At 48.1% G+C, this 19,413-nt stretch carries 23 protein-coding genes; 17 read left to right on the forward strand and 6 right to left on the reverse strand.

Features of this window, described 5'->3' with window-relative positions:
• Position 1: 1 nt before the first annotated feature.
• Together CRO03_RS14550 and CRO03_RS14555 are read right to left on the reverse strand one after the other, a co-directional pair.
• Positions 2–970, reverse strand: a complete 969-nt coding sequence (locus CRO03_RS14550; protein ID WP_170949028.1) for a KpsF/GutQ family sugar-phosphate isomerase — start codon at positions 968–970, stop codon at positions 2–4.
• 28 nt (positions 971–998) lie between these two features.
• The gene (locus CRO03_RS14555) at positions 999–1,976 is read right to left on the reverse strand and encodes a calcium/sodium antiporter (protein ID WP_097112369.1); all 978 of its coding nucleotides are present in this window, start codon (positions 1,974–1,976) and stop codon (positions 999–1,001) included.
• A 288-nt stretch (positions 1,977–2,264) separates the two neighbouring features.
• Between CRO03_RS14555 and mlaF the strand changes: the two genes are divergently transcribed.
• The 7 genes from mlaF to murA are packed head-to-tail and all read left to right on the forward strand — an operon-like array spanning position 2,265 to position 6,810.
• On the forward strand, positions 2,265–3,056 hold the full coding sequence (gene mlaF, locus CRO03_RS14560; protein ID WP_097112370.1) for a phospholipid ABC transporter ATP-binding protein MlaF: 792 nt from the start codon (positions 2,265–2,267) through the stop codon (positions 3,054–3,056).
• A complete protein-coding gene (mlaE, locus tag CRO03_RS14565; RefSeq protein ID WP_097112371.1) occupies positions 3,053–3,835 on the forward strand; it encodes a lipid asymmetry maintenance ABC transporter permease subunit MlaE in 783 nt (260 codons plus the stop codon). The genes mlaF and mlaE overlap by 4 nt, the downstream gene beginning before the upstream one ends.
• A gap of 1 nt (position 3,836) precedes the next feature.
• Positions 3,837–4,301, forward strand: a complete 465-nt coding sequence (mlaD, locus tag CRO03_RS14570) for an outer membrane lipid asymmetry maintenance protein MlaD (protein ID WP_097112372.1) — start codon at positions 3,837–3,839, stop codon at positions 4,299–4,301.
• Between the two features lie 2 nt (positions 4,302–4,303).
• The gene (locus CRO03_RS14575) at positions 4,304–4,978 is read left to right on the forward strand and encodes an MlaC/ttg2D family ABC transporter substrate-binding protein (RefSeq protein WP_097112373.1); all 675 of its coding nucleotides are present in this window, start codon (positions 4,304–4,306) and stop codon (positions 4,976–4,978) included.
• Between the two features lie 4 nt (positions 4,979–4,982).
• Complete coding sequence (locus tag CRO03_RS14580) at positions 4,983–5,276, forward strand: STAS domain-containing protein (RefSeq protein WP_097112374.1); 294 nt, start codon at positions 4,983–4,985, stop codon at positions 5,274–5,276.
• A gap of 8 nt (positions 5,277–5,284) precedes the next feature.
• A complete protein-coding gene (locus tag CRO03_RS14585; RefSeq protein ID WP_097112375.1) occupies positions 5,285–5,542 on the forward strand; it encodes a BolA family protein in 258 nt (85 codons plus the stop codon).
• Positions 5,543–5,550: 8 nt separating this feature from the next.
• A complete protein-coding gene (murA, locus tag CRO03_RS14590; protein ID WP_097112376.1) occupies positions 5,551–6,810 on the forward strand; it encodes a UDP-N-acetylglucosamine 1-carboxyvinyltransferase in 1,260 nt (419 codons plus the stop codon).
• On the opposite strand, the gene CRO03_RS14595 is transcribed toward murA, so the two are convergent.
• The 3 genes from CRO03_RS14595 to CRO03_RS14605 all read right to left on the reverse strand — a co-directional run bounded on the left by CRO03_RS14595 (position 6,807) and on the right by CRO03_RS14605 (position 9,875).
• Positions 6,807–7,892, reverse strand: a complete 1,086-nt coding sequence (locus CRO03_RS14595; protein ID WP_097112377.1) for a trypsin-like peptidase domain-containing protein — start codon at positions 7,890–7,892, stop codon at positions 6,807–6,809. The genes murA and CRO03_RS14595 overlap by 4 nt on opposite strands.
• A 92-nt stretch (positions 7,893–7,984) precedes the next feature.
• Entirely contained in the window at positions 7,985–9,337 is a 1,353-nt protein-coding gene (locus CRO03_RS14600; protein WP_097112378.1) for a Do family serine endopeptidase, read from the reverse strand.
• A 91-nt stretch (positions 9,338–9,428) separates the two neighbouring features.
• Positions 9,429–9,875: a Z-ring associated ZapG family protein gene (locus tag CRO03_RS14605; RefSeq protein ID WP_097112379.1), complete on the reverse strand. Its 447-nt coding sequence runs from the start codon at positions 9,873–9,875 to the stop codon at positions 9,429–9,431.
• 123 nt (positions 9,876–9,998) lie between these two features.
• Here CRO03_RS14605 and zapE point away from each other — a divergent pair, with 123 nt between their 5' ends.
• The 8 genes from zapE to CRO03_RS14645 all read left to right on the forward strand — a co-directional run bounded on the left by zapE (position 9,999) and on the right by CRO03_RS14645 (position 16,162).
• Entirely contained in the window at positions 9,999–11,090 is a 1,092-nt protein-coding gene (gene zapE, locus CRO03_RS14610) for a cell division protein ZapE (protein WP_097112380.1), read from the forward strand.
• Between the two features lie 228 nt (positions 11,091–11,318).
• Positions 11,319–11,747, forward strand: coding sequence for a 50S ribosomal protein L13 (rplM, locus tag CRO03_RS14615; protein WP_019675269.1), 429 nt, complete (start codon positions 11,319–11,321; stop codon positions 11,745–11,747).
• 12 nt (positions 11,748–11,759) lie between these two features.
• Complete coding sequence (rpsI, locus tag CRO03_RS14620; protein ID WP_097112381.1) at positions 11,760–12,152, forward strand: 30S ribosomal protein S9; 393 nt, start codon at positions 11,760–11,762, stop codon at positions 12,150–12,152.
• A gap of 273 nt (positions 12,153–12,425) precedes the next feature.
• The gene (gene petA, locus CRO03_RS14625) at positions 12,426–13,016 is read left to right on the forward strand and encodes a ubiquinol-cytochrome c reductase iron-sulfur subunit (protein WP_097112382.1); all 591 of its coding nucleotides are present in this window, start codon (positions 12,426–12,428) and stop codon (positions 13,014–13,016) included.
• The gene (locus CRO03_RS14630) at positions 13,016–14,290 is read left to right on the forward strand and encodes a cytochrome b (RefSeq protein ID WP_097112383.1); all 1,275 of its coding nucleotides are present in this window, start codon (positions 13,016–13,018) and stop codon (positions 14,288–14,290) included. Before petA ends, CRO03_RS14630 begins: the two co-directional genes overlap by 1 nt.
• Positions 14,290–15,027: a cytochrome c1 gene (locus tag CRO03_RS14635; protein ID WP_097112384.1), complete on the forward strand. Its 738-nt coding sequence runs from the start codon at positions 14,290–14,292 to the stop codon at positions 15,025–15,027. The genes CRO03_RS14630 and CRO03_RS14635 overlap by 1 nt, the downstream gene beginning before the upstream one ends.
• A gap of 77 nt (positions 15,028–15,104) precedes the next feature.
• The gene (gene sspA, locus CRO03_RS14640) at positions 15,105–15,743 is read left to right on the forward strand and encodes a stringent starvation protein SspA (protein ID WP_097112385.1); all 639 of its coding nucleotides are present in this window, start codon (positions 15,105–15,107) and stop codon (positions 15,741–15,743) included.
• 8 nt (positions 15,744–15,751) lie between these two features.
• Entirely contained in the window at positions 15,752–16,162 is a 411-nt protein-coding gene (locus tag CRO03_RS14645; protein ID WP_046556867.1) for a ClpXP protease specificity-enhancing factor, read from the forward strand.
• A gap of 53 nt (positions 16,163–16,215) precedes the next feature.
• On the opposite strand, the gene ilvY is transcribed toward CRO03_RS14645, so the two are convergent.
• Positions 16,216–17,100, reverse strand: a complete 885-nt coding sequence (gene ilvY / locus CRO03_RS14650; protein ID WP_097112386.1) for an HTH-type transcriptional activator IlvY — start codon at positions 17,098–17,100, stop codon at positions 16,216–16,218.
• Between the two features lie 144 nt (positions 17,101–17,244).
• On the opposite strand from ilvY, the gene ilvC reads away from it, so the two are divergent.
• A complete protein-coding gene (gene ilvC, locus CRO03_RS14655; protein ID WP_342745196.1) occupies positions 17,245–18,810 on the forward strand; it encodes a ketol-acid reductoisomerase in 1,566 nt (521 codons plus the stop codon).
• A 166-nt stretch (positions 18,811–18,976) separates the two neighbouring features.
• Positions 18,977–19,411 carry a methylglyoxal synthase gene (locus tag CRO03_RS14660; RefSeq protein WP_097112388.1) on the forward strand — a complete coding sequence of 145 codons (435 nt, stop codon included), beginning with the start codon at positions 18,977–18,979 and terminating at the stop codon, positions 19,409–19,411.
• Positions 19,412–19,413 lie beyond the last annotated feature (2 nt).

Genomic DNA, 19,413 nt, shown 5'->3' on the forward strand with positions numbered 1-19,413 from the left:
ACTAAAGTACTCCCGCCCGCAACAAATCATGCATATTCATTGCCCCAACCGGGATCTGGTTCTCATCAACAATCAATAAACCATTGATTTTTTTCTGCTGCATAATTTTAAGGGCCTCGCCTGCCAGCATTTCAGCGTTGGCGGTAGTGCAGGGCGTTGTCATAACCTGTTCGATTGTGGTGCTATGAATATCCAGTTTAAGGTCAAGAATGCGCCGTAAGTCGCCATCGGTAAAAATGCCTGCCAAGCTGCGATCCTCGTTAACCACCGCGGTCATGCCAAGGCCTTTTTCTGATATCTCCAACAACGCTTCTTTGATCGTAGCCTGGCGCGGTACAGCCGGAATTTGTGAGTCTTTATGCATCACATCGCTCAGGCGCAGTAGTAACTTCCTGCCCAGACTGCCCCCAGGGTGGGATAGCGCAAAATCATCGGCAGAAAAACCACGGGCATCAAGCAGAGCAACAGCCAGCGCATCACCCATGGCTAACGTCGCTGTTGTACTGGCCGTCGGAGCCAGCCCCAATGGACAGGCTTCCTGTTCCACTCTGACACATAAATGGACGTCAGATAACTTTGCCAGAGTGGAACCCGGATTGCCTGACATACTAATCAAAGTAATGCCAAGCCTCTTTATTACCGGCAATATCGTTAATATTTCAGCAGTTTCGCCAGAATTGGAAATGGCCAGCACAATATCGCCTGCGGTAAGCATTCCCAGATCACCATGACTGGCTTCAGCAGGGTGGACAAAAAACGCCGGGGTACCGGTAGAAGCCAGGGTGGCTGATATCTTATTGGCGATATGGCCTGATTTACCCATCCCCATCACAATAACTTTGCCCTTGCTGTGAAACAGCAACTGACAGGCCTGGTCGAAATCAGCATTGATATATTGCGCAAGTTGCCGCACGGCTTCTGCTTCAATTTGCAGAACTTCCAGTGCCCGGTTACAAAAAGTGCTGGTCATAATACTTGCCATTAGTAAGGATAAAAAACTATGCCACCTGAGAGAACAACAGATACTGATAGCCGATAAAGCCTGCCAGCAGTATAGCACCCTCCACCCGGTTAATCCGTTGCATACGTGTCAGACGTACTGACATCACCAGCATTAAAATAGTTGCGCCGATCATGACATAACTGTCACGCCCCCCGGCATTGGCATCAATAACGTCCGGACCTATGACAGCACCTAAGCCCAACACGGCCAGTATATTAAAAATGTTAGAACCGATAATGTTGCCCAGCGCTAAGTCGTCTTCGCCCTTTAAAATACCAATAATACTGGCGGCCAGCTCTGGCAAGCTGGTGCCGATCGCGATGATAGTCAGACCAATCACCAGATCGCTTAAGCCCGCATAGCGGGCAATAGTAACGGCACCGTGTACCAGTAACTGCGAACTGGCCAGTAGCAGCACCAGGCCCACTGCAGCCCAAATTATTGCTTTGAGGGTAGAGATTGTCACTGTAGGAACTTCGGCGTTAATTTCCGCGATTAACGGGTCATCCGGGGTAGCATGCTTACCCCAGTAAACTAACAGCGCCAGAAAACTGAAGAACGCAACCAGTAAAATAATACCTTCTGTGCGGGTTAACAGGTCGTCTGACAGCAGATAGTAACCAAACAGGGTGCAAACTAACAGCAGCGGGAATTCGCGGCGTAATGTTAAAGAGGATACTGCAATCGGCTTTAACAGTGCAGCTGCACCAATGACCAATAAAATATTGGTAATGTTTGAGCCGATAGCATTACCAACGGAGGTATCCAGTTTTCCCTGCCATGCTGCTGTTGCCGACACCAGCATTTCAGGAGCAGAGGAACCCATCGCAACAATGGTCAGGCCGATAACCATCGGTGAAATACCGCTGTTCCGGGCAATTGAAGATGCACCATATACAAAGCGATCGGCACTCCAAATCAGTAACACCAGACCAACGACCACAAAAAAGATAGCGACAATAAGAGGAGACACGCAACAGTCCTGTAATTTATCTGGTAAAGTTTGGCGTATTTTCCGCGTTATTGCGGTTAATTGCAAAAAAACCTGTTACTTCAGCTCACTTCGATTTTTTCGCACACTTTGTTACGATTTTTTGTAACGACTTTACTGCGCAATACCTTTACAATATTACAACGTCAGGAGGCATCGGTATTCGATTGCAAACATACACTCTTGTATGTATATTGTCGGGTTTAATGCCAGGTGCGGCAAAACCGCGTTAGCGGTTGTTTTCAGGTGGAGTCCAATTTGTCCGATATTATGGTTGATATCCAGCACTTAAGCTTTTCCCGGGGCGAGAACCTGATATACGACGGTATGAGCATGCAGGTGCGTCGGGGCAAAGTAACCGCCATTATGGGGCCCAGTGGTATTGGTAAAACAACGCTACTTAAGCTTATTGGTGGTCAGCTGAAACCAGACAGTGGTCGCATTTTATTTGATGGTCAGGATATTCCAGCTTTGTCGCGGGCTGCTTTGTATCAGGCCCGTAAGAAAATGAGCATGTTATTTCAAAGCGGTGCCTTGTTTACCGAAATGTCAGTTTTTGACAATGTCGCCTTTCCAATCCGTGAGCACACCCGATTGCCGGAATCGATAATCCGGTTAATCGTGTTGATGAAGCTTGAATCTGTTGGCCTGCGCGGTGCCCGGGATCTTATGCCTGCTGAATTATCAGGAGGGATGGCGCGCCGGGCGGCACTGGCCAGAGCCATAGCGCTGGACCCTGAGTTGATTATGTATGATGAACCTTTCGCTGGCCAGGATCCCATTTCAATGGGCGTGATTGTTCGTTTGATTAAAGAGCTGAACAACGCCCTGGGTTTAACCTCAATAGTGGTATCGCACGACGTTACTGAGGTAATGAGTATTGCTGATTATGTCTATGTCGTTGCCGAGAAAAAAGTAATAGGGCATGGCACTCCTGCACAGTTACGCCAGGATAAATCAGAGCTGGTACAACAGTTTTTGCAGGGAGAAGCCGATGGGGCAGTGCCATTTCATTATCGGGCTGATGCCTATGAAGATGAATTAATGGAGCCTGCCAGGTGATTACAGACAAGTTGCAAAACCTTGGCCGGACCACCATCGATAATGTCGCTGGTTTCGGGCGCTCAGGATTAATGTTGTTCGGAGCGCTGATTGGTAAACCGGATTTTCGCAAAGGTTTCCCGCTGCTTATTAAGCAGCTTTATGTTATTGGCGTGCTATCACTATTAATTATAGTAGTATCAGGCTTGTTTATTGGCATGGTGCTGGCGTTACAAGGCTACACCGTACTGGTCAAATTTGGTGCCGAAGGAATGCTGGGGCCGTTGGTGGCACTGAGCTTGCTCAGGGAGCTTGGCCCGGTGGTGACAGCCTTACTGTTTGCCGGGCGTGCTGGCAGTGCGTTAACAGCGGAAATAGGCCTGATGAAAGCGACTGAGCAATTGTCAGGAATGGAGATGATGGCGGTAGATCCGCTGCGCCGCATTATTGCACCGCGCTTCTGGGCCGGGGTGATCAGTATGCCATTGCTTGCGCTGGTATTTAATGCAGTAGGTATTCTTGGTGGCCACCTGATTGGTGTTGATTGGCTGGGTGTAGACGGCGGCAGTTACTGGTCGACCATGCAGGCCAATGTCGATTTATATCAGGATGTGCTGAATGGGGTAATCAAAAGCGTCGTTTTTGCCGTAATTGTAGTCTGGATAGCATTACACAAGGGCTATGATGCGATACCGACTTCTGAGGGAATTAGCCGGGCAACAACCCAGACAGTGGTAACAGCTTCACTGACTGTACTGGGCTTTGACTTTATATTAACTGCATTAATGTTTGGTGGATAAAATGACCACACGGAAAATTGAAATTTTAGTAGGCACCTTTATTGTTCTGGCGGTCGCCGCATTTCTGATGCTGGCGCTGAAAGTTGCAAACGCCGGAGTGAGTGGTTCAGGCGAGAGTTATGTGTTGTATGCTAAGTTCGAAAATATTGGTGGTTTAAAGGTGCGCTCGCCAATAAAAGTGGGCGGTGTTGTGGTTGGCCGCGTAGCCTCTATTGATCTGGACACGGTGTATTACACACCTGTAGTTAAAATGGAAATTAACGAACAATATAGTAATTTCCCTGAGACCAGTTCGGTCGCTATTTTAACATCAGGCTTGCTGGGTGAGCAGTATCTTGGCTTACAACCAGGCTTTATAGATGAAACAGTCGAAATTCTAGCTGATGGTGATTCCATTCAGGACACGCGCTCAGCGATAGTACTTGAAGAGCTCATTGGCCAGTTCTTATTTAACCGGGGGAATTAACCGTGAAATATATATCGGGCAGCGCCTTATTACTGATTGCGTTAGCAACAACGCCGCTTGCTGCGCTTGGTAATGAGTCTGGAAATAAAAATGCCGCACAACAGGTAGAACAGTACACTGATCCGTTCAAAATGATGGAGATTGTGGCAGATAAAACCTTTCAGCGGATTGCCAGAGATCAGGAACTGATTGCTAAGGATAAAGAGCATTTGCGGGTCATCGTCAATGAGGAACTGGTACCATACGTTGACAGCAGGTATGCGGCCTTAACGGTGATTGGCAGGTCAGTAAATTTGCGGGAATTGCCACGGGAAGAGTTTGACAATTTTGTGGTGGCGTTTGAAGACTATATGGTTGCCTCTTATGCGGGGGCATTAACATATTACCGGGATCAGAAAGTGATTATTCAACCGGCACGTCCACCAGAAAATCAAAGCATCATGACCATCAAAACCCGGGTAATCGATCCCGGAAAACCTGATATCACGATCGACTTTAAACTGCGCCGTAATCGTGGTTCAGAGCATTGGCTGGTTTACGATATGGTTGCAGAAGGTATTTCATTATTAGACAGTAAGCGTGCCGAGCTCAGCAACCTGATCCGGCAGCAAGGTGTGGCCCGGGTTACGGAACTCTTGCTGGAAAAAGCCAAAGAACCTATTAAGGTGCCGGAGTAATGCCGTGTCACTAGATATTGTCAAAGACGATGGTGTTTTACGGATCAGTGGTGAACTGAACCGCGATACATTAATGCTATATTCACCTTTTAAACTGTTAAATACGCTTAGTGGCAAGGTAATCTTTGATTTTTCTGCCCTAAGCAATGTAGACTCAGCTGGATTAGCGTGGTTAATTCAGCAACTCGGTCAGGCCCGCAAGCAGAAGTTGCAGGTGGAATTCAACAAGGTTCCTTCACAATTGCTTGCTTTGGCCAAGGTTAGCGGCGTGACGACCTTGTTACCGATAACAGATTAAGGTGTAGTGTGGAGATTAAACAAATTGAGCAGCTGTTAACAGAGCAGTTGCAGCTTACCGAAGTATATGTGCGGGCCGAAGGGTCGCACTACTCGGTAACAGCCGTTGGCAGTTGTTTTGCCGATGTTAGCCGGGTTAAACAACAACAAATGATTTATGCACCCCTGATGAGTGCAATTGCCGACGGCAGTATCCATGCTGTCAGCATCAAGGCCTTTACGCCGGAACAATGGCGCAGAGAAAAACTTTTAAACCCACCTGTGTAAGACAAAATATGCAACAATTCCGCGTTACTGCCAGTGGTCCTTTGCAAGGTGAGGTAATAATCTCCGGTGCAAAGAATGCCGCTCTACCTATTTTATTTGCCAGCATCCTTTCTGAAAAACCCAGCACCATTACTAACGTGCCGAAACTGAAAGACATTGAAACCACCTACCAACTATTACAGTTATTTGGTGCCAAACTCACGGTAGACACGAACAGCGTTACTGTTGATGCCGGCCAGATTAATAATCAGTATGCGCCCTATGAGCTGGTTAAAACTATGCGGGCTTCTATTCTGGCGCTTGGGCCCTTGCTCAGCCGTTTTGGTCAGGCTGAAGTGTCGTTGCCAGGTGGTTGTGCCATTGGTGCTCGCCCGGTCAATCTGCATATTGATGGTCTGCGCAGAATGGGCGCCGAAATTCAGGTTGAAAATGGTTACATTAAGGCGCGGGCCAGCCGTCTAAAAGGCGCCCATATTATTATGGAGATGGTTAGCGTAACGGGCACGGAAAACCTGCTAATGGCGGCGGTGCTGGCTGATGGTATTACCACTATTGAAAATGCGGCCCGTGAACCTGAAGTTGTCGATTTAGCAACCTATCTGAATACTATGGGCGCAAAAATTACCGGTGCTGGCTCGGATACTATTCGGATTGAAGGTGTCAAAGCCTTGCAAGGTGGTACTCACCGGGTGCTACCTGATCGGATAGAGACCGGTACTTTTCTGGTCGCGGCTGCGGTTACCGGTGGCGATGTTACCTGCGTTAGCGCCGACCCGTCAGAATTAGAAGTTGTACTGGAGAAACTGCGCGAAGCAGGTGCCGAAATTACCACTGGTCAGGATTGGATCCGACTGAATATGACAGGTCGAAAGTTGACCTCTGTCGATGTGAAAACAGTCCCTCATCCTGGATTTCCAACTGACATGCAAGCCCAGTTTACGGTACTGAATGTGGTGGCAGAAGGCGTGGGCGTAGTTACTGAAACCATTTTCGAAAACCGCTTTATGCATGTGCCTGAACTACAAAGAATGGGCGCTAAAATTCGGCTGGAAGGTAATACCGCTGTTTGCCAGCATAGTCCGAAATTGATGGCTGCACAGGTTATGGCTACCGACTTACGCGCCTCGGCCAGCTTAGTTATTGCCGGTTTGGTCGCCGAAGGCGAAACCCTGGTTGAGCGTATTTATCATATTGATCGTGGCTACGAGCGGATTGAGCACAAACTGCAAAAGCTGGGTGCTAAAATTGAGCGGATTGACGCCGTTTAACCCCGGCGTAACTCCCTTACCACTGTTGGCACTTCAAGAATCTGGCCATTGCGATCAATGGTCAGGATTAACTCAGTGTTTGGCGCTGTTTCAGCAATCAGATTTAACGCCTGGCGGGTATCAGAGAATTGTTCTCCGGCAATTTTCAGAATAACATCGCCAATCTGCAAATCGGCTTCATCGGCTGGCCCGCCCGGATTAATCGCGGTTAACGCCAGACCATACATTTTCTGGCCAGTGGATACCAGTTTGTCGCCGGCCGCATTTACTACTGCATCACCAGACACGCCTAAATGACTGCGGGTAACCCTGCCATGTTTGATTAGCTTCTGCATAATATTTTGAGCCAGCTGATAGGGTACCGCGAAGAAAATACCCTGAATTTCCTGGTTCTGTAATTGAAATGCTGCAGCATTTATCCCAACCAAAGTGCCATTAGTGTTAACCAGAGCACCCCCGGAATTACCTTTATTAATTGCGGCATCCATCCGCATAAAATCGATATAACCACGGGAGCTCAGGCCAGTATTGCCGTTTGCGCTGATAATGCCCTGAGTTATGGTTTGACCAAGATTCAGCGGGTTACCAATCGCCAGCACCACATCGCCTACCTGTGGGTCCAGCATAGTGTCCTGTGGGATGACAGGAAGGTTATCGGCTTCGACATACAGCACTGCCAAATCGGAGATGACATCCTGACCAATTAATACGGCCTCCAGCCAGCGACCGTCCTGCAGTGCAACCTCAATATGGTCGGCACCGGACACCACATGATGATTAGTTAAAATGTAGCCTTTGGCACTCATAATAACGCCGGAGCCCAATTCCTGCCGTTCAATAGAACGTGGCTGGAAACCACGGGGATCAATTACTCTGCTGCGGGTGTAAACATTTACCACTGCCGGTGCCGCTCTTCTTACTGCTCTGGCGTAGGACACCGGTGCGGGTTCAGCTTGTTCAGCGCTACTTTTCCAGGTTGGCAGGCTTATTCCGGTTAAATTCGGAAAAAATAGTAAAATGACCAGCGCCAGAGCCAGGCCATAAGCAACGCTTTTAAGGGTAAACAGCAGAAAATTTCGCACAGCAGTCTGGTAGCAGAAAAATAAGTGCAGCTAGCATAGCACTTATTGTGCTTAAGCAGTAGCCACTTAGCTACTGCTTAAGCCAATTTCAATTATCTGAGTAGAATGTACAAGTCATCATTGCCACGACGAATATAGAGTGCTGCAACACCTTGCCGGCCTTCCAGAATACGCCTTAATTCCGCGAGATTAGCGACCCGCTGCCGGTTCACGCCGGTAATTACATCACCCTGACGCAAGCCAACTTGTGCTGCTACCGAGTCGCTGGCAAGCTCAGTGATCTCAACCCCTTGTTCGCTATTGTTCAGGGTAGCGCCCTGCAACATCGGGTGCAGCTCATTTGCAGCAATCTGACCACTCTCCAGTTGCTGCAGGGTGACACTGAAGTTACGCTCTTTGCCGTCCCGTAAAATGCCGAGTTCGGCTTTACGTCCTGCGCCGAGGGTGGCGATTTTGGCCCTTAGCTCATTAAAGCTCTGGATCCGGTTACCATTCATGCTGATAATCACATCGCCGGCCTTTAACCCCGCCTTCGCCGCAGCGGTATCGGGTAAAACTTCATTAACAAACGCCCCACGGCTTACATTTAAATTAAATGCATCAGTCAGCTCTGAATTAACATCAGTACCACGCACACCGAGGCTGCCTCGGCGGACTTCACCAAATTCGAGGATCTGGTCAACCAGGCTTTTCATCATATTGGATGGAATGGAAAACCCGATACCGACGTTACCGCCATTGGGCCCGAGGATAGCCGTGTTAATGCCTATCAGTTCCCCACGCAGGTTCACCAGAGCACCGCCCGAATTACCACTGTTAATTGCGGCATCGGTTTGAATAAAGTCCTCAAAACCATCCATATTAAGGCCGCTGCGACCCAGCGAGCTGACAATGCCTGAGGTAACGGTTTGCTCTAAGCCGAACGGGTTGCCAATAGCAATTGCGTAATCACCAACCCGTAATTTGTCTGAATCGGCCAGTGGAATTTGTACCAGCTTTTCTGCTTCAATCTGCAGCAGCGCAATATCGCTCTGCGGGTCTGCACCGAGTTTCTTCGCCTCAAAACTGCGACCATCTTTTAAGCGGACAAGAATTTTATCCGCATCTTGTACCACATGATTGTTGGTTACGATGTAGCCTTTGCCAGCATCAATAATGACACCAGAACCCAGGCCACTGAACGGCCGCTCCTGACGGAGTTCCCCCTGACCGCGCTGACCAAAAAAGTGGCGGAATGCATCGGGGATACGCTGGCGGACTTCGCGGCTGCCTTCAACCGATATATGCACTACCGCCGGGGTCGCTTTTTCCAGCATTGGCGCCAAGGTTGGCATTTCTTGTTTATCGGAATTAAAGAAAGGTAGTGCTGCCTGCGCGGTGCTGGCCGGAACAGCTAATGTTGCTGCCAACACGGCAGCATGTAACACGGACAATTTAATCTTCATCGCGTAATAGTCTCCTCTACAAACATGCGACTAAGAACGTTATCGCAGAGAAAAAGTTCAGCGTTGCAGAAAAGCATTGTGTAACGAAGTATTACTCTGGCTTGCTGACTTTCCGCTCTTTAATCAGACCGCTTGCTTCGCCGGAGTAGTCTCGAGGCTGTTCATCAACAGCGGAATAGACCCGGCGCTTTTCATCAATCTGATGTAATGACTGCTTAATATGGGCAGCAGTATCGGTAGACAAGTAATTTAAGTCAGAATTTTTAGTCGCTGGCGGCTGTTCAACTAACTGCATTTTTGATTGCTGCACATGGCGGGCAATCCGCGAGTAATTGTCCTGCAGTTGCGTCATTAACTGGTTGGTTACGTCCAGATGCTGCGACACATCCTGTCGGTACTGGCTAAGCTGCTGGCGACTGGCGTCAAGCTCCTGCTGTAGTTTATGGCTGTTAAACTGCTTTAAGCTGTATAATCTGGCCAGAATTGCACCCACAATTAAACCAACTGCCAAACCCGCCAGGGCGAATGTGAGATCCATATCAACTCCTCAATAGTAAATTCTGCTACCAGTGTACCTTAACTTCTTAGCGTGAGTGGTAAGGCATGTTATTATTATTGCCTGTTTTGCCCGCTAAACCAACTAAGTTTCCAGCCAGAGACCATGACACCAGCAGAAAAATACCAGCAAGACTTAACCCGGCCCGATTTTCATCACGACACGGCGCAGGAACACGCTGTCAAACAGCTACAACGGCTGTACGATGATTTTGTGCAAATGTTACCGCAGCGCCAGTCGTGGTGGCAAAAACTGATGGCAGGCACGCCGCAGCCCAAACCCCTGACTGGCCTGTATTTCTGGGGCGGCGTAGGCCGCGGTAAAACTTATCTGGTCGATACGTTTTATGAGTGTTTACCAACCAGGCGTAAAATGCGGATTCACTTTCATCGCTTTATGCATCGGGTGCATGAGGACATGAAGCAGCTTAAAGGGGTCAAAAACCCACTGCAGCAGGTCGCTGATAATTTTAAACAGCAAACCGATATTATCTGTTTTGACGAATTTTTTGTCTCAGACATTACCGATGCCATGATTTTAGGCACCCTGATGCAAGAGTTGTTTGCCCGTGGCATTACCCTGGTGGCCACGTCGAATATTGAGCCTGATGGCTTGTATCGTAACGGTTTGCAGCGGGCCCGTTTTGTCCCGGCGATAAACCTGATTAAACAACATTGTCAGATTTTTAACGTTGACAGTGGCATTGATTACCGGCTACGCACTCTGGAGCAGGCAGAAATTTATCATTGCCCATTAGATGAGCAAGCTGAGCAGAATTTACAACAGTATTTCATGGCGTTGTCAGTAGAGCCCCGCCAGCAAGCGTGCCAGATTGACGTTGCCAACAGAAAGTTAACCGCTGTGGCTGAGGCGGATGGTATCGTCTGGTTTACCTTCAACACCCTGTGTGAGAGCGCGCGTAGCCAATACGATTACATGGAACTGAGCCGTTGTTATCACACCGTGTTACTGGCCGGGGTAAAAGCCATGGGCCGCCATAATGAGGATGTCAGCCGGCGCTTTATTGCGCTGGTAGATGAATTTTATGAGCGCCAGGTCAAGCTGATTATTTCGGCCGAAGTCGCGCTCGAGCAGTTGTATAGCCACGGTTTACTGGAATTTGAGTTTAAACGTTGTATCAGTCGCTTACAGGAAATGCAGTCGCGGGATTACCTTGCTTCACCGCATTTACCGTAACTTGCCGTAAAGAGCAGCGATGTATCTGCAACATTTCTGATATTTTTTCAGTAACAGGGCTGATCTTTGTAATTGTTTAATATATAATCCGCGCCCGGCCTACGTTACAGCCTCATACTGCCGTTAGCCCGGTAGTTTTTGTACTCGAAGGGGTGCGATTACGACATTGTTAGCAACAGCCCTGCGCAATGTTAGGTGTAACTTAAGTTTATTTTGGAATAGGTTTAGATGAAAACTTTTACTGCAAAGCCAGAAAGCGTAGAACGCGACTGGTACGTTGTTGATGCAAACGGTAAAACACTGGGTCGTATCGCAACTGAAATCGCTGCTCGTTTACGTGGCAAGCATAAGCCAGAGTATACGCCTCACGTTGACACCGGTGATTACATCATCGTTATCAATGCTGAGAAAGTAACGGTTACTGGTAACAAAGCGAAAAACAAAATGTATTACTCGCACACTGGTTTCCCAGGCGGTATCAAGGAAATCAGCTTTGAGAAGTTGATCGCGAAAAAACCTGAAATGGTTCTGGAAACTGCTATCAAAGGTATGTTGCCAAAAGGTCCATTGGGCCGCGCTATGTTCCGTAAGTTAAAAGTTTACGCTGGCGCAGAGCATCAACACACTGCTCAGCAACCGCAAATTTTAGATATTTAATCGGAGCATAACATGGCACAGAATCAATACTACGGAACTGGTCGTCGTAAAAGCTCAACGGCCCGTGTCTTCTTAAAAGCTGGTTCAGGTAACATTGTTATCAATCAGCGCGTTCTGACCGAGTACTTCGGCCGTGAAACTGCCTGTATGGTAGTAAAACAGCCGTTAGAACTGGTTGATATGGTTGAGAAGTTCGACTTATACATCACCGTTAAAGGTGGTGGTATCAGCGGTCAGGCTGGTGCTATCCGTCACGGTATTACCCGTGCACTGATGGAGTTTGACGAGTCATTGCGTCCGGCACTGCGTAAAGCAGGTTTCGTAACGCGTGATGCACGTAAAGTTGAACGGAAGAAAGTGGGTCTGCGTAAAGCACGTAAACGTCCACAGTACTCAAAGCGTTAATTCGCTGTTGGTACCAAAAACCCGGTTTTTATACCGGGTTTTTTTATACCTGTAATTTTTAAAATTAAGTATCGCTGTAAGCCCTGAACTGTAACGCTTTGTTGCTGTTTGGGCCAGTGAGGTCCCGATATATTAGCTATTCATCTAACCTTAAACCTTGTGTAAAGCAGGGCTTTTCATTATGATCGGCGTTATTTTTTAAACTTATAATAATTGCTGGAATTCAGCCGCTTAAATTTATTTTAAGTTAAGCGTTAATGTGGAGATGAGTGGATGAGCAATGCGCCTGTAGATCATGGTCGCCGCCGCTTCCTTACCATTGCTACCTCAGTAGTGGGAGGCGTGGGTGCTGTAGGAGTGGCTGTGCCCTTTATTGCATCCTGGAATCCGAGTGAGCGGGCTAAACAAGCCGGTGCTGCAGTCACTGCAGACATAAGCAAACTCGAACCAGGTCAGTTAATCCGGGTAGAATGGCGGGGTAAACCGGTGTGGATAGTAAAACGCACTACAGAAACCCTGGATCAGTTAGCGTTAACTGAAGAGAATCTGCGCGACCCTGGTTCAGATGTGGCTCAGCAACCTGCTTATGCCCAGAACCGTCATCGTTCTATTAAGCCTGATATTTTTGTTGCGGTGGGTATTTGTACTCACCTTGGTTGTTCACCTAGTTATCTGCCAAATGACTTTTCAGAGCAAGTTGAAGGCATCATTTCTGGTTTCTTTTGTCCGTGTCATGGTTCTAAATTCGATATGGCTGGCCGGGTGTTCCAGGGTGTCCCGGCACCAACCAATTTAGTGGTGCCACCACATATGTTCATCGACGATAACACCATAGTGGTAGGCGAAGATGAGGGGGCTGTCTGATGTTTAAAAATCTGATGAGCTGGATTGAATACCGCTTACCCTTTATGGATAAGATGAACCTGCATGTGATGCAGTATCCGGCACCTAAAAACTTTAACTTCTGGTACTTTTTTGGCTCACTGGCCATGCTGGTACTGGTTAACCAGATTGTTACCGGTATCTGGTTAACCATGAATTATGAACCGTCAGCTGAAGGCGCTTTTGCCTCTGTTGAATACATTATGCGTGATGTCGATTATGGTTGGTTACTACGCTATATGCACTCTACCGGCGCCTCGGCCTTTTTCGTGGTGGTTTATCTGCACATGCTGCGTGGCATGATGTATGGCTCTTATCAGAAGCCACGGGAATTACTGTGGATTTTTGGTATGCTGATTTTCCTGGTATTAATGGCTGAAGCCTTTATGGGGTACTTATTACCCTGGGGCCAGATGTCGTTCTGGGGTGCACAGGTTATCATTGGCATCTTCGGTACTATTCCGTTTATTGGTGAAGATTTAACCCTGTGGATCCGCGGTGACTATGTTATCTCGGGTGCAACCCTGAACCGTTTTTTCGCGCTGCATGTTATCGCGCTGCCTCTGGTGCTGGTTATTCTGGTGTTTTTACACATTATGGCGCTGCATGAAGTAGGTTCAAATAACCCGGATGGTATCGATATTAAGAAAGATAACGACGGTACGGTTGAGCAAACTGAAGCTGATAAGAAATTTACTTTCCACCAGTACTTTACCCGCGGTGGTAAGAAAATTATTGTTGATGCTATTCCATTTCATCCTTATTACACCGTAAAAGACTTAGTGGGTGTAGCGGGCTTCCTGCTAATTTTTGCCTGGGTAATTTTCTTCCTGCCAGAGGGCGGTGGTTATTTCCTGGAGCCACCAAATTTTGAGCCGGCAAACCCACTTAAGACTCCGGCTCACATTGCACCGGTATGGTACTTCACGCCGTTCTACGCTATTTTGCGGGCGATTCCGCACCCGTTTATGGGCGCTGTTGCTATGTTTGCAGCAATAATTGCTCTGGCTTTATTGCCATGGCTGGACCGTGGCAGAGTAAGGTCAGTGCGCTACCGCAGTGGCTTGCACAAAATTAACCTGATTAATTTCTGTGTCAGCTTTGTTGCGCTGGGTGTGCTAGGGGTATTACCTGCTGTAGGCATTTATACCTTACTGGCGCAGATTTTCTCGTTTACTTATTTTGGGTTCTTCGTATTGCTGTTCTTCTACAGTAAGAACGAAAACACCAAGCCATTACCAGTGAGGGTTACCTAATGCTGAAAACGTTATTGTCTGCAGTTGCATTATTAGCTTCATCACTGGCCATGGCAGCGGGCCCGGCAGTTCCACTGGATAAAGCGCCAATAGATTTAACCGATAAGGCATCACTGCAAAATGGTGCCCGGCTGTTCCAGAACTATTGTCTGGGTTGTCATCAGATGCAATATCAGCGCTATTCGCGCACCTTCGCCGATCTGGATATCCCGGAAGAGCTGGGCATGGAACACCTGATGTTTACCGGCGAAAAAGTCGGTGACCATATTACTAATAATATGTCGGCTAAAGACGGTGAAAAATGGTTTGGCGCCACGCCACCAGATTTAACCAACGTAGCCCGGGTTCGCGGCCCGGATTGGTTATATACTTATTTACGGGCGTTCTATGTCGACGACAGCCGTCCTTTTGGGGTCAATAATAAAGTGTTCCCAATGGTAGGTATGCCGCATGTACTGCAGGAATTGCAGGGTGTGCCGCGCAAAACTTACGAAACCCGGTTAGTCGATGGTGAGCCTAAAGAGGTTTATGTTGGCATCCAGACTGACGGTAGCGGTGAGTTGAGCGAAGAAGAATATGATAGAGCTGTCGCAGATCTGGTAAACTACATGGAATATGTTGGTGAGCCAACCAAACTGGAAGCACATGCTTTAGGTTACAAAGTAATGATCTTTTTACTGATCTTCTTGGTGTTAGCTTACTTACTGAAGAAAGAATACTGGAAAGATGTTCACTAATTAGTTGATTTAACTAGTATTGAGATACCAGGGGCCTTAGCGCCCCTTTGCCGTTTTTTATTTTACCGGAGGAATAAATGGCGATCATTGCCAATAAACGCCCTGTGATGACACTTTTCACAGCTATTGATGATATGTACAGTCACCAGGTGCGTATTGTGCTGGCTGAAAAGGGCGTAACTGTTGATATCCTTCAGGTAGCTCAGGATAACCTGCCAGAAGACTTGTACGAAGTTAACCCGTACGGCAGTTTACCGACATTACTTGACCGTGAACTGGCCTTATACCAGGCCGATATTATTATGGAATATCTGGACGAGCGTTTTCCGCACCCACCATTAATGCCGGTGTATCCGGTAGCACGTGGCCAGGCCCGACTGATGATGTACCGGATAAAAAATGACTGGTATAGCCTGGCAGAGAAGGTTTTGACCAATGCCGATGACGCTGACAACGCCCGCCAGGAATTAAAAGAAGGTTTGTTGTCGCTGGCACCATTATTTAATGAGACCCCGTTCTTCATGAGTGACGAATTTGGTCTGGTAGATTGTTATATGGCGGCGCTGATGTGGCGCTTACCTACCCTGGGCATTGAATTTCAGGGGCCTGGTAGCAAAGAACTGAAAAACTATATGGCGCGGATTTTCGAACGTGATGCATTTCAGGCTTCACTGACAGAGGCAGAGCGGGAAATTCGCCGCGGGATGCGCTTGTAATGGCGGCAATGTCACCAAATCGCCCCTATTTAGTGCGGGCGTTTTACGAATGGATAGTTGATAACGACTGTACGCCGTATTTGGTGGTAGATGCCAGCTATCCACAAGTAAAAGTACCACAACAGTTTGTCCAGAATGGCCAGATTGTGCTGAATGTGTTGCCCTCAGCAGTTGGCAATATGCAGCTTGGGAACGACGCGATAACCTTTAGTGCCCGTTTTGGTGGCCAGCCGTTTGCGTTATATATTCCGGTAAAGGCGGTATTAGCCATTTACGCTAAGGAAAATGGCGCAGGTACCGTGTTTACATTGGAAGAGGAAGAGGACGATGCGGAGTTATTCGCCGAACCCTTTGACGATGACGATACCCCGGAGCCACCCAAGCCGAAGAAAGGCAGCCATCTTAAGGTTGTAAAATAAAGTTGAGTCAACGGATACATTTTACTTGTGTAATAAAGCTGCCATTGGCAGCTTTATTTTTTTGCCGCAGCCAGTTGCCAGAAAGCTTGAAGTAAAGGTTGTTCCAGTTTTTTACTCAGCATACAGACACCCAGTTCAAACGGCTGAAACTGATAGCTAATATCCAGAATACGCACCCGATCCCGCACCGGACTATGGTTTATTACCGGCTCAGGTACCACGGCGACACCGCTACCCAATGCCACCATTGACACCATCGCTTCATGACCATCTACTTTAACGGCTACCTTAGGTTTTATATTGCAATCGCTCAGCCATTGATCAGAGCGGGAGCGGGCCGGACCATGATCTGACTGCACCAGCGGTATGTCGTGCCAGTTAATGGGCGCCCCTGCCAGTAAATCATTTACTTTGCAGGGGATTACCGGGGCAATAAGCCATACTGGCAGTTGGGCAATGCGTTGGAAAATCATGGTAGCTGGTAAATGTGCCGGGTAGGCTGCCAGCGCAATATCCACATCACCGGCTTTAATTTTTTCAAACGCCATCGCCGCATCACCGGTGGTCAGTTTAATTTCGGCTTTCGGGCATTGCAGCCGGAACTTATCCATAATTGCCGGCAAGTGGCTGTAACTGGCGGTAACGGTGCAGAACAAGCGGATTTCGCCGGTAAGCTCAGCGCTGGCCAGTTGCAAGTCCAGCTGCAATTGATGCCATTCATCCAGCCAAAGGCGGACAAACCGCTGCACCCGTACCCCGGCAGTGGTGAGTTGCACTGACCGTTTATCCCGGTTAAATAATAAAGTGCCTAGCTCGTCTTCCAGCCTTTGGATCACCCGGGTCAGGGTGGATGGGCTGACATACATGTGTTCACTGGTTTTGGCAAAGTTCAGACTTGACGCCAAATGCAGAAACAACTGGGCACTGCGAATATCCATTACCCCCCCCCCCTTTAATTGCAAAAAATGAAATACAGAGTTGTAAATATATCACTTCACGCAATTAAATGCAGCCGCTACTATAACGTCATTAACGCAATTTGCTGCGCCATCGACGTAATTTTACTGTCATGGCGCCCCACTATGCTGAGTAAGCCAAAGATGGGTAAGCCAGAGTTGCGTAAGGTAAGCCACGCTTATCCGCTAAACCGAATTTTGAGAAATAGTATGAGCAATTATTTTAATACCTTAAGTTTACGCCAGCAGTTACAGCAGCTGGGGCAGTGTCGCTTTATGGATAGAAGTGAGTTTAGCGATGGCTGTAATTTCATTAAAGACTGGAACATCGTTATTGTTGGTTGCGGTGCGCAAGGCCTGAACCAGGGCCTGAATATGCGCGACTCTGGTTTAAATATCAGCTATGCCCTGCGGGCAGAAGCGATCAGCCAAAAGCGTGCTTCATTTGAAAAAGCCAGCAGCAATGGCTTTACTGTCGGTACTTATCAGCAGTTAATTCCGCAGGCTGATTTGGTATTAAACCTGACTCCGGATAAGCAGCATAGCAGTGTGGTTGATGCGGTAATGCCGCTGATGAAGCAAGGTGCAACCTTAGCGTATTCGCATGGCTTTAATATTGTGGAAGAAGGCAAGCAAATCCGGCCGGATATCACGGTAGTGATGGTGGCACCGAAGTGCCCCGGTACCGAGGTGCGGGAAGAGTATAAACGCGGCTTTGGTGTGCCAACGTTAATCGCTGTGCACCCGGAGAACGACCCGCAAGGGCATGGACTGGCCGTAGCCAAAGCTTACGCCTCGGCCACTGGCGGCGACCGAGCCGGTGTATTGCAGTCGTCATTTATTGCCGAAGTAAAATCAGATTTAATGGGTGAGCAAACCATTCTGTGTGGCATGTTGCAAACCGGCGCTATTCTGGCTTTCGATAAACTGGTTGCTGAAGGTACGGAAGCCGGCTATGCCGCCAAATTAATTCAGTATGGCTGGGAAACAGTAACCGAAGCGCTGAAGCACGGCGGCATTACTAATATGATGGACCGGCTGAGCAATCCGGCCAAGATTAAAGCCTACGATTTGGCAGAAGAGTTAAAAATTACCTTACGGCCGTTATTTGAAAAGCATATGGACGATATCATCAGTGGTGAATTCTCCGGCACCATGATGGCTGACTGGGCTAATGATGATAAAAACCTGCTGACCTGGCGCGAACAAACCCGTGACAGCGGCTTTGAACAAGCGCCGGTGTCGGACGAGAAGATAAGCGAGCAGGAATATTTTGACCGCGGTATTTTGCTGGTAGCCATGGTGAAAGCGGGTGTGGAGCTGGCGTTTGAAACTATGGTTGATGCCGGCATTATCGCAGAGTCAGCCTATTACGAGTCGCTGCATGAGACGCCACTCATTGCCAATACTATCGCCCGTAAGCGTTTGTATGAGATGAACGTGGTTATTTCCGACACCGCGGAATATGGTAATTATCTGTTTGCGCACGCTGCCGTGCCATTGCTGCGTGACAAAGTAAACAGTTTGAGCAGCGAGTATATCGGCAAAGGTTTCAGCCAGAGCCAGACCGGCGTGGATAACTTAAAGCTGATTGCGGTAAATGACGCTATCCGGCAGCACCCGGTGGAAGTTGTAGGTAAAAAATTACGTGGTTATATGACCGCAATGAAACGAATTGTCGAGGCAAGCTAGACTGCCTTGAAAGAATGATGTGGTTAATGGTGATTAACAGTGGGTAGTGCCCCGGTTAATACCAGACCAATAACGATGTTATACGTGGACCTTGGTTGTTTTGCCCCGCTTGTCGGGGCTTTTTTTTGGGTGTAAGGTCAACAGCACACAATTTGCGGGAACTGATATGAAAAACATTGCGCTGGTGGCCCACGACGGTAAAAAAGCCACCTTGTTACAGTGGATTGGCAAACATAAGCCGTTTTTTGCCGATAAAAACTTATTTGCAACCGGTACCACTGGTAAATTAATCAGTGACGCGCTACAGCAGCCGGTACAGTGCATGGCCAGCGGCCCGCTGGGGGGCGATCAGCAAATTGGCGCGTTAATAGCCGAGCAGCAAATTGACTGGCTGATCTTCTTCTGGGACCCACTGTCGTCCCAACCGCATGATCCGGACGTAAAAGCGTTAATCCGCCTGGCTGTGGTATGGAATATTCCGGTGGCTTGCAACCGTGCTACAGCGGATTTTATTATTCACTCCAGTTTATATCAGCAGGATTACCAGCGCGAAGTGCCTGATTTTTCAGCCCATAACCAACGTTTGCACAAAAATAAGTGATA

The organism is Arsukibacterium tuosuense (assembly GCF_900215315.1).
GTDB lineage: Bacteria > Pseudomonadota > Gammaproteobacteria > Enterobacterales > Alteromonadaceae > Alishewanella > Alishewanella tuosuense.

Excerpts from the sequence above, each read along its gene's own strand:
- CRO03_RS14550 (WP_170949028.1), bottom strand. The coding sequence starts at position 970 with ATGACCAGCACTTTTTGTAACCGGGCACTGGAAGTTCTGCAAATTGAA.
- mlaF (WP_097112370.1), top strand. The coding sequence starts at position 2,265 with ATGGTTGATATCCAGCACTTAAGCTTTTCCCGGGGCGAGAACCTGATA.
- mlaD (WP_097112372.1), top strand. The coding sequence starts at position 3,837 with ATGACCACACGGAAAATTGAAATTTTAGTAGGCACCTTTATTGTTCTG.
- murA (WP_097112376.1), top strand. The coding sequence starts at position 5,551 with ATGCAACAATTCCGCGTTACTGCCAGTGGTCCTTTGCAAGGTGAGGTA.
- CRO03_RS14600 (WP_097112378.1), bottom strand. The coding sequence starts at position 9,337 with ATGAAGATTAAATTGTCCGTGTTACATGCTGCCGTGTTGGCAGCAACA.
- CRO03_RS14605 (WP_097112379.1), bottom strand. The coding sequence starts at position 9,875 with ATGGATCTCACATTCGCCCTGGCGGGTTTGGCAGTTGGTTTAATTGTG.
- zapE (WP_097112380.1), top strand. The coding sequence starts at position 9,999 with ATGACACCAGCAGAAAAATACCAGCAAGACTTAACCCGGCCCGATTTT.
- rplM (WP_019675269.1), top strand. The coding sequence starts at position 11,319 with ATGAAAACTTTTACTGCAAAGCCAGAAAGCGTAGAACGCGACTGGTAC.
- rpsI (WP_097112381.1), top strand. The coding sequence starts at position 11,760 with ATGGCACAGAATCAATACTACGGAACTGGTCGTCGTAAAAGCTCAACG.
- petA (WP_097112382.1), top strand. The coding sequence starts at position 12,426 with ATGAGCAATGCGCCTGTAGATCATGGTCGCCGCCGCTTCCTTACCATT.
- CRO03_RS14630 (WP_097112383.1), top strand. The coding sequence starts at position 13,016 with ATGTTTAAAAATCTGATGAGCTGGATTGAATACCGCTTACCCTTTATG.
- CRO03_RS14635 (WP_097112384.1), top strand. The coding sequence starts at position 14,290 with ATGCTGAAAACGTTATTGTCTGCAGTTGCATTATTAGCTTCATCACTG.
- sspA (WP_097112385.1), top strand. The coding sequence starts at position 15,105 with ATGGCGATCATTGCCAATAAACGCCCTGTGATGACACTTTTCACAGCT.
- CRO03_RS14645 (WP_046556867.1), top strand. The coding sequence starts at position 15,752 with ATGTCACCAAATCGCCCCTATTTAGTGCGGGCGTTTTACGAATGGATA.
- ilvY (WP_097112386.1), bottom strand. The coding sequence starts at position 17,100 with ATGGATATTCGCAGTGCCCAGTTGTTTCTGCATTTGGCGTCAAGTCTG.
- ilvC (WP_342745196.1), top strand. The coding sequence starts at position 17,245 with ATGCTGAGTAAGCCAAAGATGGGTAAGCCAGAGTTGCGTAAGGTAAGC.
- CRO03_RS14660 (WP_097112388.1), top strand. The coding sequence starts at position 18,977 with ATGAAAAACATTGCGCTGGTGGCCCACGACGGTAAAAAAGCCACCTTG.